Source organism: Akkermansia sp., assembly GCF_020860705.1.
In the GTDB taxonomy this organism is placed as follows: domain Bacteria; phylum Verrucomicrobiota; class Verrucomicrobiia; order Verrucomicrobiales; family Akkermansiaceae; genus Akkermansia.
In genome coordinates, this window is record NZ_JAJBTT010000015.1 from 1 (window position 1) to 16,992 (window position 16,992).

12 protein-coding genes and 1 tRNA gene are annotated in these 16,992 nt (G+C 57.1%); 6 read left to right on the top strand and 7 right to left on the bottom strand.

Annotated elements, in window-relative coordinates; all coding sequences use genetic code 11:
• Positions 1–279 precede the first annotated feature (279 nt).
• Complete coding sequence (locus LIO64_RS02700; protein ID WP_290547913.1) at positions 280–6,186, top strand: autotransporter-associated beta strand repeat-containing protein; 5,907 nt, start codon at positions 280–282, stop codon at positions 6,184–6,186.
• 107 nt (positions 6,187–6,293) lie between these two features.
• On the opposite strand, the gene mazG is transcribed toward LIO64_RS02700, so the two are convergent.
• Positions 6,294–7,103 (bottom strand): nucleoside triphosphate pyrophosphohydrolase, encoded by an 810-nt coding sequence (mazG, locus tag LIO64_RS02705; protein ID WP_290547914.1) that lies wholly within the window; start codon positions 7,101–7,103, stop codon positions 6,294–6,296.
• 86 nt (positions 7,104–7,189) lie between these two features.
• On the opposite strand from mazG, the gene LIO64_RS02710 reads away from it, so the two are divergent.
• The 5 genes from LIO64_RS02710 (at position 7,190) to LIO64_RS02730 (ending at position 10,009) form a co-directional block, all read left to right on the top strand.
• Complete coding sequence (locus LIO64_RS02710) at positions 7,190–7,492, top strand: hypothetical protein (RefSeq protein ID WP_290547915.1); 303 nt, start codon at positions 7,190–7,192, stop codon at positions 7,490–7,492.
• A gap of 30 nt (positions 7,493–7,522) precedes the next feature.
• On the top strand, positions 7,523–8,272 hold the full coding sequence (locus LIO64_RS02715; RefSeq protein ID WP_290547958.1) for a ComF family protein: 750 nt from the start codon (positions 7,523–7,525) through the stop codon (positions 8,270–8,272).
• A gap of 47 nt (positions 8,273–8,319) precedes the next feature.
• Positions 8,320–8,742, top strand: coding sequence for a thioesterase family protein (locus LIO64_RS02720; protein WP_290547916.1), 423 nt, complete (start codon positions 8,320–8,322; stop codon positions 8,740–8,742).
• Positions 8,743–8,827: 85 nt separating this feature from the next.
• Positions 8,828–8,903, top strand: a tRNA-Lys gene (locus tag LIO64_RS02725).
• A 206-nt stretch (positions 8,904–9,109) separates the two neighbouring features.
• A complete protein-coding gene (locus LIO64_RS02730; RefSeq protein ID WP_290547917.1) occupies positions 9,110–10,009 on the top strand; it encodes a hypothetical protein in 900 nt (299 codons plus the stop codon).
• A 33-nt stretch (positions 10,010–10,042) separates the two neighbouring features.
• Here LIO64_RS02730 and LIO64_RS02735 read toward each other — a convergent pair whose 3' ends face one another.
• From LIO64_RS02735 to LIO64_RS02760, 6 genes are all read right to left on the bottom strand, one after another.
• On the bottom strand, positions 10,043–10,933 hold the full coding sequence (locus tag LIO64_RS02735; protein ID WP_290547918.1) for a hypothetical protein: 891 nt from the start codon (positions 10,931–10,933) through the stop codon (positions 10,043–10,045).
• A gap of 653 nt (positions 10,934–11,586) precedes the next feature.
• Entirely contained in the window at positions 11,587–13,158 is a 1,572-nt protein-coding gene (locus tag LIO64_RS02740) for an arylsulfatase (RefSeq protein WP_290547919.1), read from the bottom strand.
• A gap of 181 nt (positions 13,159–13,339) precedes the next feature.
• The gene (locus LIO64_RS02745) at positions 13,340–13,912 is read right to left on the bottom strand and encodes a hypothetical protein (protein ID WP_290547920.1); all 573 of its coding nucleotides are present in this window, start codon (positions 13,910–13,912) and stop codon (positions 13,340–13,342) included.
• A 166-nt stretch (positions 13,913–14,078) separates the two neighbouring features.
• Complete coding sequence (locus tag LIO64_RS02750; RefSeq protein WP_290547921.1) at positions 14,079–14,762, bottom strand: prepilin-type N-terminal cleavage/methylation domain-containing protein; 684 nt, start codon at positions 14,760–14,762, stop codon at positions 14,079–14,081.
• 149 nt (positions 14,763–14,911) lie between these two features.
• Positions 14,912–15,676, bottom strand: coding sequence for a triose-phosphate isomerase (tpiA, locus tag LIO64_RS02755; protein WP_290547922.1), 765 nt, complete (start codon positions 15,674–15,676; stop codon positions 14,912–14,914).
• A 52-nt stretch (positions 15,677–15,728) separates the two neighbouring features.
• Positions 15,729–16,967, bottom strand: coding sequence for a transcription antitermination factor NusB (locus LIO64_RS02760; RefSeq protein WP_290547923.1), 1,239 nt, complete (start codon positions 16,965–16,967; stop codon positions 15,729–15,731).
• Positions 16,968–16,992: the final 25 nt, after the last annotated feature.

Consider the following 16,992-nt stretch of genomic DNA (forward strand, 5'->3'; position numbering starts at 1 on the left):
GGCGTGGGGGGGGGCTACACCCCCTGTGGTCGCGTACACGCTGGCCCATGGGTTATAAACTTTTTAATAATAATTGTCCCTCCCCCCCCCCCCCCCCCCTTTCTTTCTGACCCGCTGAAGAAAGATTCCGCTTCTTCAGACGGGGAAGATGATGAAAAAAAGGATAACGAAGAGGAGCGCAGCGATGGGGCCGGATTGGTCCCGGAGGTTGGCCGGCAGCCGGAGGCGAATGTTTTCCCGGTTTCCGGTTTTGGCAGCGTTGCGGCAGCACCGCATGAGGTGCAGGACATTGTGGTAGCCGGGGGGGACAGCGTTTCCCTGGAGGAGGGATACGACGGAACGGTGCGGATGGAGGGTTCCGGGGATATTTTCCTGGACAGCGTCAATGTCAGCGACGACGGCAACAAGGAGAAGCATTACGGTCTGAATATCCGGATGGACGGCGGTTCCGGTTCCAAGGTGTACCTGGGGTTCACGTCCTCCACGGCCCGCACCGCGTTCCTGGAGGGGAGCATTTCCGGAAGCGGAACGATGGTGCTTGAGAATACCAGCCGCTCCCGTGCAAGCATTTTTGACCTGACGCATGCGGATATGAGCAGTTTCAGCGGAGTGATTCAAACAGCCGCTCCCCGTTCCGTGGATAATACGCCTGTCCAGATACAGGCCGCGGGGGACATGCATTCCACGGTCATGGACCTGTCCCTCATCCGCCAGGGCGGGACGGATCCTGCAAAACTCGGCGGCTGGCTGACCAATGGCGCGGGAACTCCCTCCCGCGTTATTCTGAAACTGGAAGGAGATTTGCTTCTTGCCGGCCTGGATGGAGCCACGGAAGGTTCTGCCTCCCGCGTTACGGTGGGCAACGGCGTTGAAGCGACGCTGACCATTGACGGTGCGGGAACCCATGAGTTCAAGGGAGTAATTGGCGGGGCGGGCGATGACGGCGCCTATTATGAGGGTACGGATAAGAAGGAAAGCTATCGTAATGACCAGATGGTGAAGGCGGATGGAACCGGGGTAATCAATCTGGTCAAGAAAGGGAGCGGGGAACAGACCGTTTACACGGGCAGCCTGGGCTCCCTGGATATTCAGGGCGGAACGCTCCGGGTAGGGCCGAATGGTTCCCTGGTGCTTGGGAATTCCCTCTCCGTCTCCGGTACGGGGTTGCTGGATATTGCTTCGGGCGCTACACTGGCCCTCGATTATCGTGAAACGGCTTCCCGGCTGGACCGGATGAATTTCCAGTCTGCCGGCACCCTTTTGTTCCATGAAGGATTGGTGTTGGATACGGACGGCACGTTTGAACTGGACTCTTCCATGCGTTTTTCCGCAGGCAGCCTGCTGACGGTGGTGATGCCTGAATCCGGAATCAATGCCGGAGAGTCCCGGAAGCTGATTTCCGTGACGGAGGGCCATACCCTGTCCTTTGCCGATGATGTCCAGGTAGAGAAGGTCAGGTACTCCACCGGAGAAAAGGATACGGATGGAAACTGGATTTACCGGGTGATTGACGTTTACAACGGGCTTACCCTGGATGTTCAGGGGGATGACAAGTGGCAGATGCTGGTGACCGGGCTGGATTTCACTTCCGTGCAGGGCACGTATTTTGATGCGGACAAGTTCAACTATTACGTCTGGCAGGGCAGTGATCCCTGGGTGGAGAACGGCAGCATCTGGTCCGACGGTTCCCGCGGCGGCAGTCCCTGGGAGGGAAGCCTGACGTTCCGGAACGGGGAGCGCGAAGTCTTCTTCGGCATGCAGGATTTATCCGGCAGGAACGTGAACAATTTTGAAGTCACCGTTGACGGGACGGTGCAGATGTCCAAAATGACGGTGTTTGTGGAGAAGGACGCCAATGGCAGGAATGGCTATATATTCCATGCGGCGGATGGCGGTTCCGGCAGTATTGCAGATGCCGGAGCGGCTGTTCCGGGAATGCTGGTCAAGGAGGGAAACGGCCTGCTGACCCTGGCGATCAGCAATACTTTTTCCGGAGGCACGGAAATCAATGAAGGCAGTATTCTGGTGGCCCGGGAGGGGGCCCTGGGCTCCGGCGATATCCGCATGGCGGACGGCACGGAACTGTACGTCAACTATCCGTTTGCCACGGAATTGGATTCCCATTACCGCAATCCGTCCATCAGGAACAATATTCAGATAGGCACGTCTCCGCGGGCCACGGCAAAGGTGGTGATTGGTTATTCACCGCTGTCCCTGGCGGAAAAAGAGGAGATGCCCGGCGGTTCGTCCTCCGGCTACCAATGGGATTACCTGACTTCCCGCCACTGGCGCACGCTGTCCCTGACGGGCAAGCTGACCGGTTATGGTGAATTGACGCTGATGGGATACACCTCCACCACACAGGGGGGGGCCAGCAAATGGGTAAGCATGTTTCATATTTGCGATGAGGGGTTGTCTGCGGGGGAAAAGTCCGATTTTACGGGTACGGTCAAGCTGGATAACTACATCCTGTATTCCAACGCCCAGGACCCCGGCAACGCGGATGCGAACAATGACCTTCTCTCCATCCGCAAGCCCGGCGCCGTGCAGCTCATCATTGAAGACGATGCGCTGCGGAACGCCAAGGTGGACCTGACGCGGAACCATGCCGTGAATGCAGCCGACAACGGGACTGTTTTTGAAGGGAAGGAACGCATGGATTTGTACCATATCCTGCTGGTTCAGAGCGATTCCGTTCTGGCCGGCCTCCAGGGGGAACTGATCGGGAAAACGCAGGACAGCGAATATTACGGAAAGGAATACACGCTGGCCGGTGAAGTGGACACATTGCGCGTTCTGACCAACTCCAACAGTGTCCTGACGCTGAATGTCAACGATGAAAGGGATTTGTACTTTGCCGGGATCTTCGGGACGGCTTCCACGTACGGCTCCTCCACTTCCGGCATGGTGACGGCTGCCAGCAAGGAAGCCCTTTCCCTGACCAAGACAGGATCCGGCGCCCAGTACATCCATACGGCTGTTGTCCGCCAGCTGGTTCTTCAGGAAGGAACGCTCGGCTTTAATAATCTGGATGTAAAAACAACTGCCGTTCTGTATGGCGGCTCCACGCTTAATTTGGGGATAACCAGCGGAATCGCTTCCAATGGAGATGTTCAGGACTGGGGAACGGCCAAAGGCGGCATGACGATCAACCCCGGATATGCGCTTCATATAGTGACGGGCAATGCCGTAAGCGTGGATACGGCGGATGGGGCGAAGCTGGTTCCGGAAACGGCCGTAGTGTATGGTTCCGTGACTGTTTCCGATTCCTCGTACCTGGATTTTGACTGTAGCGTGGTGCCGTCCGAGCTGGAAGAATATCCGCTCTTGTCCATCAAGAGGCTGGAAGGACTGGAAAATTCCGGCCGGCTGAACCTGGACGGGGACATCCTGGTTCATTTTGAAGGGTATGACTTCGGAGAGACGGAAACGGTTAACAAGAAATACTATCTGGCTACTACCGAGAACGGTATTTATGTCAACGGAAGCCTGGGAGGCTTCCTGACGCGCACGATTTCCGTCGGGAATGGCTGGTTTGGCATTATCAGGCTCACGGAAGACAACATGAACCTGGTGATGACGGTGACCAATACGCCCACCCGTACATGGTATAACGGCGAGAACCGGACTGGGGACGAATATGTCCCGGGCAAGGATAACATCTGGTTTGCCAACGCATCACCTGACGGGGAAGGCACGGACCGTGAGCACTGGCAGGAAGGCCTGGACAAGAATCTGGGGCTGGACGGTTTTTACCGGGATACCTACCATGTGGCCTTTGGCGCGGAAGGGAACGGCAAGACGGGCGCAGTGGAGCGTGAAGGAGGAAAGGATTACAATGTTGTCCTGATCAGGGGGACCGTCCGTCCGGCATCCATCCGCGTGAAGGATGACGTCAATTATATCTTCCGGGCTCATGCGGACGGAGGACTCATTGAGGATGGGAAACTGCCTGACGACTATGAAAGCCGCGACTGGAAGACCATTCTGACCAAGGATGGAGCGGGTATTCTGGTGATGGAAACGGCCAACACGTATTCCGGCGGCACGGTGGTTAATGGAGGTTCCATTGTGATGAGGGACGCTTCCGCGCTGGGAACCGGGGAAATCCGGATGTTTGACGGAACTTCCCTGGTGCTGGATTATGAGAGCGCCGGATTTATCCAGAAGGTGGCTTCCCTGGGCAATTTACTTACGGTGGGGGATCATTCCGTGGTGACGGCATCCCATACCGACAAGGTGATAGGAGGTGTTATTTCCACTCTCCGAGGCGGATCTACCTCCAACCTTGTTCTTCAGCATGCCCACAGCGGGGATCAGTCCGTTTTTCAGCTGGACGACGGGACCAATTTCCATGGAAAAATCAGCATGAGTTCCGTAGAAAGCGGAAAGGGGATCGTGCAGGTCTGCCTGGACCGGGATGTGTGGCGGGCTGCCCTCTTTGACTTGAGCCTGAACGGAGCGCGGACGACGGTGCTGCATCTTGATTCCACGGAAGAGGAACATAAGGTGACGCTGGAAGGCCTGGTAGGGCAGGATGAATCTTCCTTTGTCACGACGGAGTCCAGCGCCGGGAGGGATTCTTCCACCGTCCTGAACCTGGCTGCCGATACGGAAGACCGCGTTTACCATGGGAATGTGGGGTTCGGTCAATACATCGACATGAACGATACGGGCCGGAAAGACGCTTCCGGCTACATCAGCCTGCTCAAAACGGGAGTTTTTTCCCAGACGCTGGGGAGCGCCCGTCTGGCGGAGCTGGATATCCGGGAAGGGGCGGTGAAAGTGGAAAAAGCCCTTTTCCAGGCCGGAGCGCTGAAGGTGGAGCAGGATGGCAACCTGGTAGTAGGCAGGGATGAATGGCAGAGCCTGTATGATTATGACGTGCAGGTTAACGGAGGGGGCATCCTGCGTCTGGGTATGGGGTTTGGCTCCCTGTCCGGCACTCCTTATACGGAAAGCGGCGTGCAGAAGCTGGGCAATACGATTCTGCTGAACGGAGGCGGTTTGCTGGGCATGCTGGATGCGGACTGGAGCAATGATTATGAAATGGTGGTGAATGCTGGAAGCGAGGCCTTTGTCCTGGATACGACCGGTTACGATCCGGATACCATGACAGCCTCCGGAAGCAGCCATGTGATGACGCTCAACGGCTCCATCAAGCCCGGCGATACTTCCGGAACCATCATCGTCAAAAACGGCAACGCAGGCGCGAACGGCCGCGTGATTCTGGGCGGAGCCAACACCTGGGACGGCACCTACCAGGTAACGGATCATGCCGCTCTGGAACTGGCCCATGCGGAAGCGCTTAATACGAAAGCGGATGTCGAGCTCCTCGGGATGGATTCCCGGCTGGACGCCAGGGCGGAAACGGTTTCCTACGCCAGTTCCGTGAAACTGACGGGAGAGGGAGCCTCCATCAACACGCTGAATTCTTCATCCCTGTCCGATATTTCCGTAGCGGTGACGGCGCGGACCGGAGCTTCCTCTTCCACGGTGGAGCACGCTTCCTTCGGCTCTTCCGCCGGAAAGGGAGTCTTGCAGGGAACAAGCCCTGAGGACCGTGCCCGGCTCAACGGGGTTAACGTCCATGTCAGGACCGGAGCGGCGCTGACGCATACGGAATTTTCCGCCTCCGTGCTGGAGGTGGCCGCAGGGCAGGAAGCCCGTGTGGTGGACATGCTCATTCATGCCGCGGATTCCGGCATCAGGATGGGCGAGTTTTCCTCCCTGGCCGTCTCTTCCGTTTCCACCTCCGTTTCCACGCCGAACCTGAACATCAGCTATGCGGATGGCAACTTTTCCATGACCGCTCCCGACACATGGACGACCAACGCGCTGATTACCGGAGCGGGGCAGGCTTCCGTGGATTTCTCCGGCGGTGTGAACCTGATGCTGACGGAATGTTCCAGCGCCCTGATTGAGCAACTGGTGGAATCCCGGGTGAGCACCATCCACTTTGTGCTTTATGACGGCTCCCTCTCCAATACGTTCAACGGAGATTCCTCCCTGGCCTCCGTCCTGTATGACGCCGCTCTGAAAAATGCCGGATTCATCCTGGAAAACGGGGATTCCTGGATGAATGACGGAGTGGTGACCCTGGTGCGCACGGTTCCCGAACCCGGCTCCGCCGCTCTGGGACTGCTGGGCCTGGGTGCGCTGCTGCTGCGCCGCCGCAGAAACTGAACCGACTGGTAAAAACATTCCGGCGTCCTGTATCCTTCCGGATTTGGGGCGCCGGGAAAGGCAAAACGGAAGATCCGGCCCTGGCCGGGTCTGGAAAATGGTGGCCCTTACCGGGCGGACTTCGCCTGCTGCCAGCGTTCCTCCATGGCGTCCAGCGTGGCTTCTTCCAGGGAAAGGCCGTCTTTGGTGAGCAGCCGTTCCATCTCATTGAAACGCTGTTCAAACTTCCTGTTCGCTCCTGCCATGGCCGTTTCCGGATCAATTCCCTTTTTCCGGCACAGGTTGACCACGGAAAACAGCAGGTCTCCCAGCTCTTCCGTAACGCGCGGATCTTCCTCCGCCGCGGGGAGGATTTCCTCGCATTCCGCAGTTTCCTCCTTCACTTTATCCAGGGCGCCCTTGGCGTCCGGCCAGTCAAACCCGACTTTCGCGGCTTTTTTCTGGAGTTTCCACGCCCGGAGCATGGGCGGCAGCCCTTTGCCCGTTCCGTGCAGGTACGGAGTGGCTTCCGCGCCTTTTTCCTGGCGTTTGATCTTGTCCCACTGGGTCAGCACGGCGTCCGTCGTATCCGCCTGGGACTGGGCGAACACATGAGGATGGCGGCGGACGAGCTTTTCACTCACTTCCGCAGCCACGTCATTGAAATCGAAACGACCTGCCTCCTGGGCGATTTCCGCATGAAAAACCACCTGAAGCAGAACGTCGCCCAGCTCCTCCTTCATCTGCGTCCAGTCATCCCGCTGGATGGTGTCCACCACTTCATAGGCTTCCTCAATCATGTTGGTAATCAGGGAATGATGGGTCTGTTCCGCATCCCAGGGGCAGCCCTGGGGAGCGCGCAGGCGTTTCATGATGGCGATGAGGCGCTGCATTTGCCGGGCAGGCTCGTGGCATTCGATCATTTCAGTGTCGTTCATGACAGGAGCCATACTAATCCTGCAAGGGCGGATGACTAGCAAAAATTCCTCTTTACCCGGAGCGGTTCTCCCTTACACTCGCCCCCATGGAAGTTCACACGTGGAAAGAACGCACGGAAGAAGGGACCCTGGTGTACCGGGCATGCCACCATGCCAGCAAATGGAAGCTGGAATGCGCTCCCAAGGTAGGCCGTGCGGAACGTGACGATGTGGAATGGGAACACGTGGAATTCACGCGCGAGCACTGGGTAACCCTGCGTGACGTGCTCTGGCGCAAGTACCAGCGCAAGCGCTGCCCGTGGCGTTTTATTGAGGCCATAGACAAGCTTCTGGAAGACATGCCGGAAGAGGAGGAAGCCGGTTCTCCCGGTGAGGAGGACGGGCAATAGGGGCGCATTGCAACTTCTGCCGTGCCGGAAATGCTGAAGGAGGTATTCAGGGAATGGCTCTCCTGGGTGTACCCCTTCGTTTGCGAATTATGCGGCCGGGGCGGCCTGGACGGCTGCCATGTCTGTCCGGAATGCCGCGGGCGTTTCATACGCATTGAGCCTCCCTGCTGCGCCGTTTGCGGAGAACCTGCGGATGGGTCCTTCGTTCCGTCCGGATTATGCTCCCGCTGTGCGGAGACTGCGCCTTCCTTTGAGGAAGCCCGTGCCGTGTATGTGAATGAAGGGGCATTGAGGGATCTTCTGCTGGCCTTCAAATATGCTGGAGCCCTCCATCTGGCCGGAACCTTCGCGGGGATGATGGCGGATGCCGTGCGTGAAAATCCCCATTGGTTCGGAGGAAAGAAACGCCTGCTTGTTCCCGTGCCCATGCACCGCCGCAAGCTGGTCCGGAGAGGGTACAACCAGGCGCAGGAACTGGCGGTGCTGCTGGGCAGGGAATTTGGCTGGCCCTGCAGTGGGGTGCTGAAACGCCTGCCGGACCGGCTGCCCCAGGCCAGTCTGGCGCGGGAGCAGCGCTTCCGCCATGCCCGCAAAATGTATGCCGGGGATGCAAAAAGATTGAAACGGCATCCTGTCACGGGAAAGGACGTGCTGCTGGTGGACGACATTTTTACGACCGGGGCTACGGCGGACGCCTGCGCGCATCTGCTGCTCCGTGCCGGAGCAGCTTCCGTGTGCGTGCTGACGCTGGCGCGGACGCACCATGCATGGCAGGGCTGAACCGGAATTTTCTTTCAAGCCTTCTTCATCCTTCCTACAATGGGAGCATGAATCCGGAGCTGGCATTTCAAACGGAAGATGAAGTCATGTTTTATGATACCGACTGCGGCGGAGTGGTTCATAACCTGGCCTATCTGCGCATGATTGAAGCGTGCCGAACCAAGCTGGGGGCTAAGCTGGGTATGGATTATAAAACCATGGGAGACTTGCAGCAGTTCACCGTAGTGGTGCGCCATGAAATCGACTACGTTCGTCCGGCCGTGCTGGGGGATACGATTGTGACGACAGGGTGGCTTCAATCCGTGGAAAGAGCCAGTTTCTGGTGTGATTTCGAGATGCGCCGCGCTTCCAACAACGATTTGCTGGTGAGAGCTCATCAGCAGCTTGCATTCGTTCAGATGCCCCAGGGTCGTCCCGTACGCATTCCGGCGGAGTGGCGCGCCCGGTGGCTGGCGTGCATGGAATCCTGATCTTTTTTTGTCCGTCTTCCATTTTGCGCTTGCCATGGAAGGGGGCGTGGTGTTTACTGCCTCCGCCCTTCCAGTAAGGGTAAGTGCTTGGGTAGCTCAGTTGGTAGAGCAGTAGACTTTTAATCTATTGGTCCCGGGTTCGAGTCCCGGTCCAAGTACCATTCATTTTCCATCCTTTGAAACTCCGTGAGGAATAGTTCCTTGCGGAGTTTTCTTTTACGGAGTATTTTTACTCGTAGTCGGGAGTGCATGTTGAATGCGTATGGGAACGGCTCATGCTGGTATTTATATTCCCCACGGCTTGCCCGCTCTTCCCGTTGTGTAAATACCGGAAGAAAGCGGGAAGATGCATTTTCAGTGAATGAACATGTTTATTTTTAAATTCTTGTTAAGGTTTTTAGCTTCTGCCGGAACGGCATGGAAATGGAGCGGGAAAACGGTTGCCGCCGTCTGGATGCTGGTCCTGGCGGCATGGGCCGATTCAGGGCCGCTGGAATTGCCGGATGACGTGCCGTACGACGGCGTGACCTGGCTCTGCGCCCATAATGCCATGAGCAACAGCCGGGACGGTTGGTGGTGCCCCAATCAGAATTGGAATATTCCGGAACAGTTGGAGGCAGGCGTTCACGCCCAGATGTGGGACGTTTGGAAGGTGGACGGGGAGTTGAAGCTCAGGCACGGGAATGGGAAGTTGTTTTTCCCGGGTTCCATCTCCTTGAAGGACGCTCTGGGACATGTACGCGTTTATTTGGAAGGGCATCCCCGTGCCGTGGTGACTCTGATCCTGGAATCCTATGTGGATAATAAGGAAGTGAGGAGAGCATTTGAAAAGGCGGGGATGGCGAAGTATTGCGCCCCTGCTCCTGTACAACAGAAATGGCCCACTCTGGGAGAAATGCGGAAGACCGGGCGCCGCCTGGTTGTGATGACGGACAGGCCTGACGGAGAAGAAAACTGGCCCATGCCCGTCTGGAAATACTGCGTGGAGACTCCATGGAAGGCCGCTGCCGCAGACCGGATGGCCAATACGCTGAACAGGGGGCTTTCCGATAATGGGCTGCTGATAGTCAATCATTTTGTTTCCACGCTTGTTCCCATGATTCAAAATGCGGAAAAGACGAATGCGTTAAAAGTCCTGCTTGGCCGCTCGGAGGTGTTGCGGCGTCTTTATGCGCGGCGCGTGAATTTCTGGGTTCTGGATTTTGTGGATACGGGGGAAGCCATGGAGTTTATCCGCCAACAAAACGCTCTGGGAACTCTGCCTTGAAAAGGGGCTGGCTTGTGGCCCGGAAGGTGATATTTAAGAAAAGCCATCCCGGACGGCGCGTTCTATTTCATGAAACAGCAGGAAATGATCCTTCAAATGGTACAGCCATGATTTGACGTCGGCCAGTTCATGGGCTTCCAGCATGACCACGGGGGAGATGAACGGGTCCTTTTTAACGGCAACTTCAATGAGTCCGATGATTTCATTCTTTTTGCTCAGAACGGGAATGGCGAGATATTGCATGTATTTTTCCTCCGGAGGCTGGTTGCGCTTCCGGAAGAAGCGGCGGCCGACTTCCGCAGGGCTGGAGAGAACCAGGGGACTGAGGTGGCGTTCTGCGAACAATTGTTCGTCCAGCAAGGCCGGGGTTCCGGTCACAAGCCGGGGCGGTTGGGCCAGCAGGGAGGGAGTGTCGTTATTATGTTCTCCCTGCGCATAGCCTGCTACACGGAGAAAGGTTTGACCCTCCTTCCGCTCCGCCTGGATGTAGAGCACTTCAAAAATGAGGGAATTTTTATATTCCGCCAGTGCCGAGGCAATCGTGGAGCACAGGAACAGGCAGGCGCCATTGAAGCTCTCCTCCATTTCCCGGGAATCGTTTGTCTTTTTCTCCCGGCAGTCTCCGCCGTTCAGTTTATTGGCGAAGTTTTCGTATTCTCCGCTCAAGGAAGCGTATGTTTTTTTATAAAGGGCCGCACTCCGATTTTTCAGGCAGCAGGCATGGTCTTTTTCTTCCCTGCTCCTGTTGATCAGCCTCTGGCATTCCACATGCCACACAATGAAAGCGGCGCCCAGAATAACCAGCAGGACGATTTTTCCCGTATTGGCGCCTTCCGTGGGAGTTCCTCCGATGATGGAGATAACAACAACCAGAATAGGCTGGAACAGGTTTGCTTTCTCGATGAAGGAGTTCTCTTTGGACATGGAAAAGATGCTTGAGAAAGATTGATTGGAAAGAAGGTGGTGCTGTATAAGTCTTGTTAAAGGTGTGTTATAGGTTGATTATCAAAAATATTCCATATTTAAAATTGAGGTGATGTGGCGTAATGGTTGGGAAGTTAAAATGTTTTTTTCTTATGTAAGTTTAAATTAAGTTTATTTACAATCAATGAGTTTTTTGCCAATTTAGAAATATTCTAATACGATATTTCTTTGAATGATAAGGCTTCTCTCATTCCAATAATTGTTAGGAAAAATGAAGGATTTTCCGTTTGGGAAATGGAGCGTTGAACCGCGGTGGTTTGCCGTGTTTCATTTCCGCTCAGGGAGTGTTTTTACCTGCCGGGTAAAAAGTAGGGAAGTTGGGGCCGTTTTGCGGACGGAAGACCGGATTTTTTACGGAATTTCCTGTGGATATTCCGCTTGAACATAGGAATCATGAATGATTTCCCCGGGGATCAGGAAAAGAAGGAGCGGCAGTAAACGGAGGGGCATATTTTTCCCCTTCTTTTCTCCGGAGATTATTTTCCGTTCGCAGATTTGGTATTTACCGTTCCGGAAGGTCAAGGGCTGCTCTGGAGCAGGGAAACGCCATGGCGGTGGCTACGCGAGCATGCCCTGCTTTTTTGCAGGCCGTATTATTCGGCATGGTTTTCCGCCGCCCACTTTTTATACTGTGCAGACAGCTGTTCGATAAGCGGCTGGTGCCTGGACGCCAGATTTTTTTGTTCCGTCCTGTCCCTGATGTCGTACACTTGCCAGGGCCCGCGGTTGGGCGCCACCAGCTTGAATTGTTGGGTCAGGGCGGCCCTGTTTCTCTGGTGTTCCCAAAAGATGGTGCGGGGCGGGCATGTGTTTGGAATATAGTCCCACACGTTGGCCGGAGGAAGCTTTCCGGGATTGGCCCAGTAGGCGTTGAGCGGTTTGCCGTCCATATGGACAGGAACCGGGAGCGCGGCCCACGTGAGGCAGGTGGGAGCGATGTCCTGAAGCAGGAACGGGGAGTGGTAACGCGTACCGGGCCGGATTTTGGAAGGGTAGCGTATGATGAACGGGGCGGACAGCCCTCCGTCAAAGGTTTCTATTTTATACTGGCGGTAGGGGGTATTGGACACGGCCGCCCACATGGGGCCGTAACCGTCCCGGCAGCCTACTTCCCCCAGCGGACCGATGGGAAGAACAGTTTTCTTATTCCTGTTGTTCTGGGGCATTTCCGCCGTTGCCCCGTTGTCTGACAGGAACATGACGATCGTGTTGCCGCTGAGGCGGTGGCGGTCCAGGGATGCGAGAATGCGGTCTATGCCCCGGTCCATGATGGAGATTTGCGCGGCATAGATGGCCATGCATCTGGCGACGTAGTCCTTGCGCTCTGCGGTAGATTTTTCATACCCGGCAGCGTTGAATTTGTTGCCCATGCCCAGTTTGGCCGTGGGGGGGACGATACCCAGCTTTTTCTGCTTTTCCAGTCTGTTGACGGCGATGGCGTAGGGGGATTTTCCTCGATATGCCGGCAGCATTTTTTCTATTTCCTCCCGGGGGGCCTGGAGAGGGGTATGCGGCGCCGTGTAAGCCACGTAGAGGAAGAAGGGCTTTTTGCTTTTGGCCGCATCTTCAATGTAGGACAGAGCCGTTTTGGTGATGTCTTCCGTCATGTAGAAATCATCCGGCAGGTCGTCTGGCTGGAGCAGTTTGCCGTCTTCTCCAAAGGGGCGGTCCGGCATGGGCTTGTAATAGTCCGCCGCGCCGCCCAGGAGGCCGCGGTAACGGTCGAAGCCGCGGTTCCACGGGTAGGTGCCCGGAACTTTTCCCAGGTGCCATTTCCCGGAAAGGTAGGTCCGGTATCCCGCTTTTTTCAGGAGTTCCGGCAGGGTGGGGATATCCGGATTCAGGCGGCCGCGGTAACCGGGCCGGCCGTTGTCGTCATCCAGCAGTCCTACATCCACCTTATGGGGTTCGCAGCCAGTCATGATGGAGGCGCGGGAAGGGGAGCAGCGGGAGGCCGTATAACACCGTGTGGCCATCATGCCCTGCCTGGCAAGGGAGTCAAGGGTGGGAGTGGGTATTTCAGAACCGTAGCAGCCCAGGTCCGACCAGCCCATGTCGTCAGCCAGAATGAGGACGATGTTAGGTTTGTCCGCCAGGGAGGGGGCAAGGGAAAACAGCCAGAGGATGATGAAGGCCAGCAGGGAGGGAGATGGAGCGGGGTGCATCAGAGGAACGGCGGTTGTAATAATATAAACGGAAAGGCGGCCGGTTCTTGCAGGGAAAGATGGAAAAGGGGAATGCCTCTTTTATTGGCCGTACGTGCGGTTTTAACAGAGCTCTGGAGAGAAGGGGCCGGGCGCCGGGTCAGGGATGGATGTGATGCAGTGCGCCGGGGGAATGTGTCCGCTACCACCACAGGATGGCGCAGAGCAGAATGGCGGCTCCGTAGGCCATGCCGCCCAGGCACAGAGGCGTCCATAAGGCTGGTTTGGAGCAGATTTTGTTGACCATGTCACGGTACAGGTACGGCTTGCCGATCCACAGGAGGGAAAGGAAGATGACGATGTAGCACCAGATGGGGATGAGCAGCCTGGTGACCGGGTCCTGAAGGAAGGCCGCACTGAGAAGGGGTGCCGCCACCATCAGGCCGAAGATACCGAGCGCACGCGGAAAGAGAAGGTTTTTCACCTGGGTGACCATCAGCACCAGGAAGACGGGACAGGCGAGCTGAAGCAACCACCGGATGCCTTCAAATTCCGCCAGTCCCACCCGGAAGTAACTCAGGACGCCCAGCCCTTCCGGAGCTACCAGCAGGAAGAACCAGAACAGGCCGACGGCCAGCAGCACCTGGGCCAGCAGGTGGTTGCGCGGGGAGGCCAGTAAAAAGGCCTGCACCTGCTGCCTTTTTACCAGCGCATACAGGTGGGCCAGCAGCAGAACGGCGCCCAGGACATAACCCGCTACATGCAGCGGGATCATTCCATCATACGGATGCAGAAAAGGAGCGTGCTGGTTCATCTGAACGCTAACCTTAATGATTATCCCGGGTTCGTAAAGGCGAATCAGCGGAAGAGGGAAGAAAATTCCACCGGTTCCCCGGCATCAGACCGGGGGAATTTCCTTCAGGGGACAAAGAAACGCGGGGTCAGGAGTCCTTGGTGACTTTTTCAAAGGTGGGGTCTTCAACAGGGCTGATTTTTCCGTCAGCATAAAGCACCATGATGCCCCCCTGGTGGCGTTCCAGAGCCGGAACCACGATTTCCTGGAAGTCCTGTTCCGTGACCACGCTGCGGCCGTCAATCGGAATGCCGTCACTGATCCACGGCTTGTTTCTGAGAGCCTGCCCGCGCGCTACGTTCATGGGACGGCCCTTCCTGTTGTCCAGCCAGCTGGTGTAGGAAATGGTGTCCGGACTGGCGGGAAGGTTGGAATCTTCCGCCGCAAGGATTTCCGGGCGGTTGTCATTCTTGCAGCGGAAGGTGTCCGGCAGCAGGTTGGGCTCCTTGGCGTTCCGGGCGAGCAGGTCAGGCTGTTCGGCATTCACGATGGGAGCCAGGGCGTCCCACCAGTTCCGGCATTCCCTGGCGCTCAGGAGGCTGTCCTTCATGCCGCTGGAGGGCAGTTTTCCGCCATTCTGGCCTGAGAATTCCTTGCCCCAGTCACTGATGCGGCGCAGGTTGTCCGTGCACCGCGTTCTGGCCGCGGTTTCCGTGGCATGGGAGTAAATACTGTAGGAGACGCCTGCCAGCAGGGCAATGATGGCGATGACTACGAGAACTTCGATAAGCGTGAAACCTTTGCTGCGTGAGGTGAGTAAGCGGGTTTTCATGATTTCTCTCCATTATGCATGATTGCCGCCGCTTGAAAAGGCAGAAACTCCGTGAGGGAATGAAAAGCGTTTTTCCTGAAAGAAGGAAATGAAAAAGGCCGGTCCCGCAGGGGAACCGGCCTGGAAAAAAGGAAAGTGGCTTGTACCGTTTACTTGGCGGCTGTCACCAGCGCGGCGAAGGATTCCGGCTTCAGGGACGCTCCGCCCACCAGGGCTCCGTCAATGTCCGGCTGGGCCATGAGTTCCACGACGTTTTCCGGCTTTACGGAGCCTCCGTACTGGATGCGCACCTTGGCAGCGGTTTCCGCGCCGAAGACGTCGGCAACGACCTTGCGGATGAAGGCGTGGGCTTCCTGGGCTTCCTTGGAGGTGGCGGTCAGGCCGGTGCCGATGGCCCACACGGGTTCATAGGCAATGACCAGGTTGGCCACTTCTTCCGGGGTAAGATCCTTGAGGCCACCCTTGAGCTGGATTTCCAGAACGGGTTCCAGAATGCCGCCCAGGCGTTCGTCCTTGGTTTCACCGATGCAGAAAATCGGGGTGATGCCGGCGGCGATGGCCTTCTTGATTTTGGAGTTGATGATGGCGTCCGTTTCGCCAAAGTACTGGCGGCGTTCGCTGTGGCCGAGCACGACGTACTTGAGGCCCAGTTCATTCAGCATGCTGGTGGAGATTTCACCGGTATAGGCCCCGTTGTCATACTGGGAAACGTTTTGGGCGCCTACGGCGGCGCAGGAGCAGCCTCCCAGGGCGTTCAGCACGGAGGGGATGGTGGTGAAGGGAGGGATGATGACCGTGTCGCATGCGACGTCTTTTCCCTTGACGAGGTTTTTGAAGCTTTCGATGAATTGGGCTCCTTCAGCGGGGCCGATGTTCATCTTCCAGTTGGCGGCAATGATGGGTTTGCGGGACATAGTGGAATGAGATTAATCAGGAGCACGCATTGTTGCCAAATTGGGGCCGAGGTCAAGCACAGATCAAAAGGGCCGCATAGGCGCCGTCTGATTTTTCCTCATGGGGAAGGATGAGTTTTTCCTCTTTCAGGGTCCATTCCGGGTGGTTCTGCAAAAATTCCCTGACCAGTAGGCCGTCTTCCTCCGCCTCAATGGAACAGGTGGAATAAACCAGTCTGCCGCCCGGCTTGACGGCCCGGGAGGCGTTTTCCAGAATGGTCTTCTGGAGGGTTGCCAGTCGGCGGATTTCCTCCGGGGTCAGGCGCCAGCGCACGTCCACGCGGCGCTGGATGACGCCGGTGTTGGAACAGGGAACGTCCAGAAGCACCGCGTCAAAGTGGCGTTCCCATTCCGGAGGGCAGGGGAGGGACCAGTCCGCCTGGGCCGTCTTCACGGAAGTGGAGCCCTGCCTGTCCAGATTTTCCTTCAGGGTGGGCAACCGATGTTCGTGAAGATCCGTGGCCGTCAAGTGCGCCTTGCCTCCGGTGGCGGCAATGATGGCGGCGGATTTGCCGCCGGGAGCGGCGCAGGCGTCCAGGATTTCCTCTCCGGCCCGGGGGGCCAGCAGGTCAATGGCGTAACGGGTGGAGGGGTCTGCCACATAAAGGGCTCCCGATTTGATTTCTTCCAACGGCAGGGGGCCTTCCAGGGAGAACCAGCCGGGGGCGCGGTCCAGCGGTGCCAGGCAGGCTGGAATGCCGTTCATGGGGATCAGGGGATTGCCGCGCACATACAGGCGCGGCGTAGTATTGTTCCAGTGAAGCAGGGCGCGGGTTGTTTGCGGGCCCAGTTGCCGGGTCCACCGTTTTACCAGCCAGGCCGGGGTGGAATAAAGAATGGGGAGAGGCAGTCTTTCCCGTTCGTCCAGAATGGATTTTTCCCGGCGCAACGCATTGCGCAGGATGGCGTTGACAAGCCCTCTCAGGCGGGTGGGAGCCAGATTGACGGTTTCATACACGGCGGCGTGGTCCGCCATGCCGAGCAGAAAAAGCTGGCACAGCCCCAGCTGGATGATGAGGCGCATTTGCATGTCCAGCCGGCCTTTCCGGAGGGAGTCGATCACGTGGTCCAGCCAGGTCTGGTTGCGCAGCACGCCGAAGACCAGGGCCTGCACCAGATGCCTGTCTGCCTGGGAAAGCGCTGCCTGGGAACATTCCCGGTCCACAAGAGTTTCTGCAAAGGAACGGCCTTCATGCCAGCGCATCAGGCAAGTCAGGGCTGTCTGACGGGAGGATGAGAGATTGTTGGTCACCGGGGGACTCTACATGCGGAACGTT

What these genes read in the sequence shown, in the direction of transcription:
- LIO64_RS02720 (WP_290547916.1), top strand. Translation starts at nt 8,320, where the DNA reads ATGAATCCGGAGCTGGCATTTCAAACGGAAGATGAAGTCATGTTTTAT.
- mazG (WP_290547914.1), bottom strand. Translation starts at nt 7,103, where the DNA reads ATGAACGACACTGAAATGATCGAATGCCACGAGCCTGCCCGGCAAATG.
- LIO64_RS02750 (WP_290547921.1), bottom strand. Translation starts at nt 14,762, where the DNA reads ATGAAAACCCGCTTACTCACCTCACGCAGCAAAGGTTTCACGCTTATC.
- LIO64_RS02735 (WP_290547918.1), bottom strand. Translation starts at nt 10,933, where the DNA reads ATGTCCAAAGAGAACTCCTTCATCGAGAAAGCAAACCTGTTCCAGCCT.
- tpiA (WP_290547922.1), bottom strand. Translation starts at nt 15,676, where the DNA reads ATGTCCCGCAAACCCATCATTGCCGCCAACTGGAAGATGAACATCGGC.
- LIO64_RS02740 (WP_290547919.1), bottom strand. Translation starts at nt 13,158, where the DNA reads ATGCACCCCGCTCCATCTCCCTCCCTGCTGGCCTTCATCATCCTCTGG.
- LIO64_RS02745 (WP_290547920.1), bottom strand. Translation starts at nt 13,912, where the DNA reads ATGATCCCGCTGCATGTAGCGGGTTATGTCCTGGGCGCCGTTCTGCTG.
- LIO64_RS02715 (WP_290547958.1), top strand. Translation starts at nt 7,523, where the DNA reads ATGCTGAAGGAGGTATTCAGGGAATGGCTCTCCTGGGTGTACCCCTTC.
- LIO64_RS02710 (WP_290547915.1), top strand. Translation starts at nt 7,190, where the DNA reads ATGGAAGTTCACACGTGGAAAGAACGCACGGAAGAAGGGACCCTGGTG.
- LIO64_RS02730 (WP_290547917.1), top strand. Translation starts at nt 9,110, where the DNA reads ATGTTTATTTTTAAATTCTTGTTAAGGTTTTTAGCTTCTGCCGGAACG.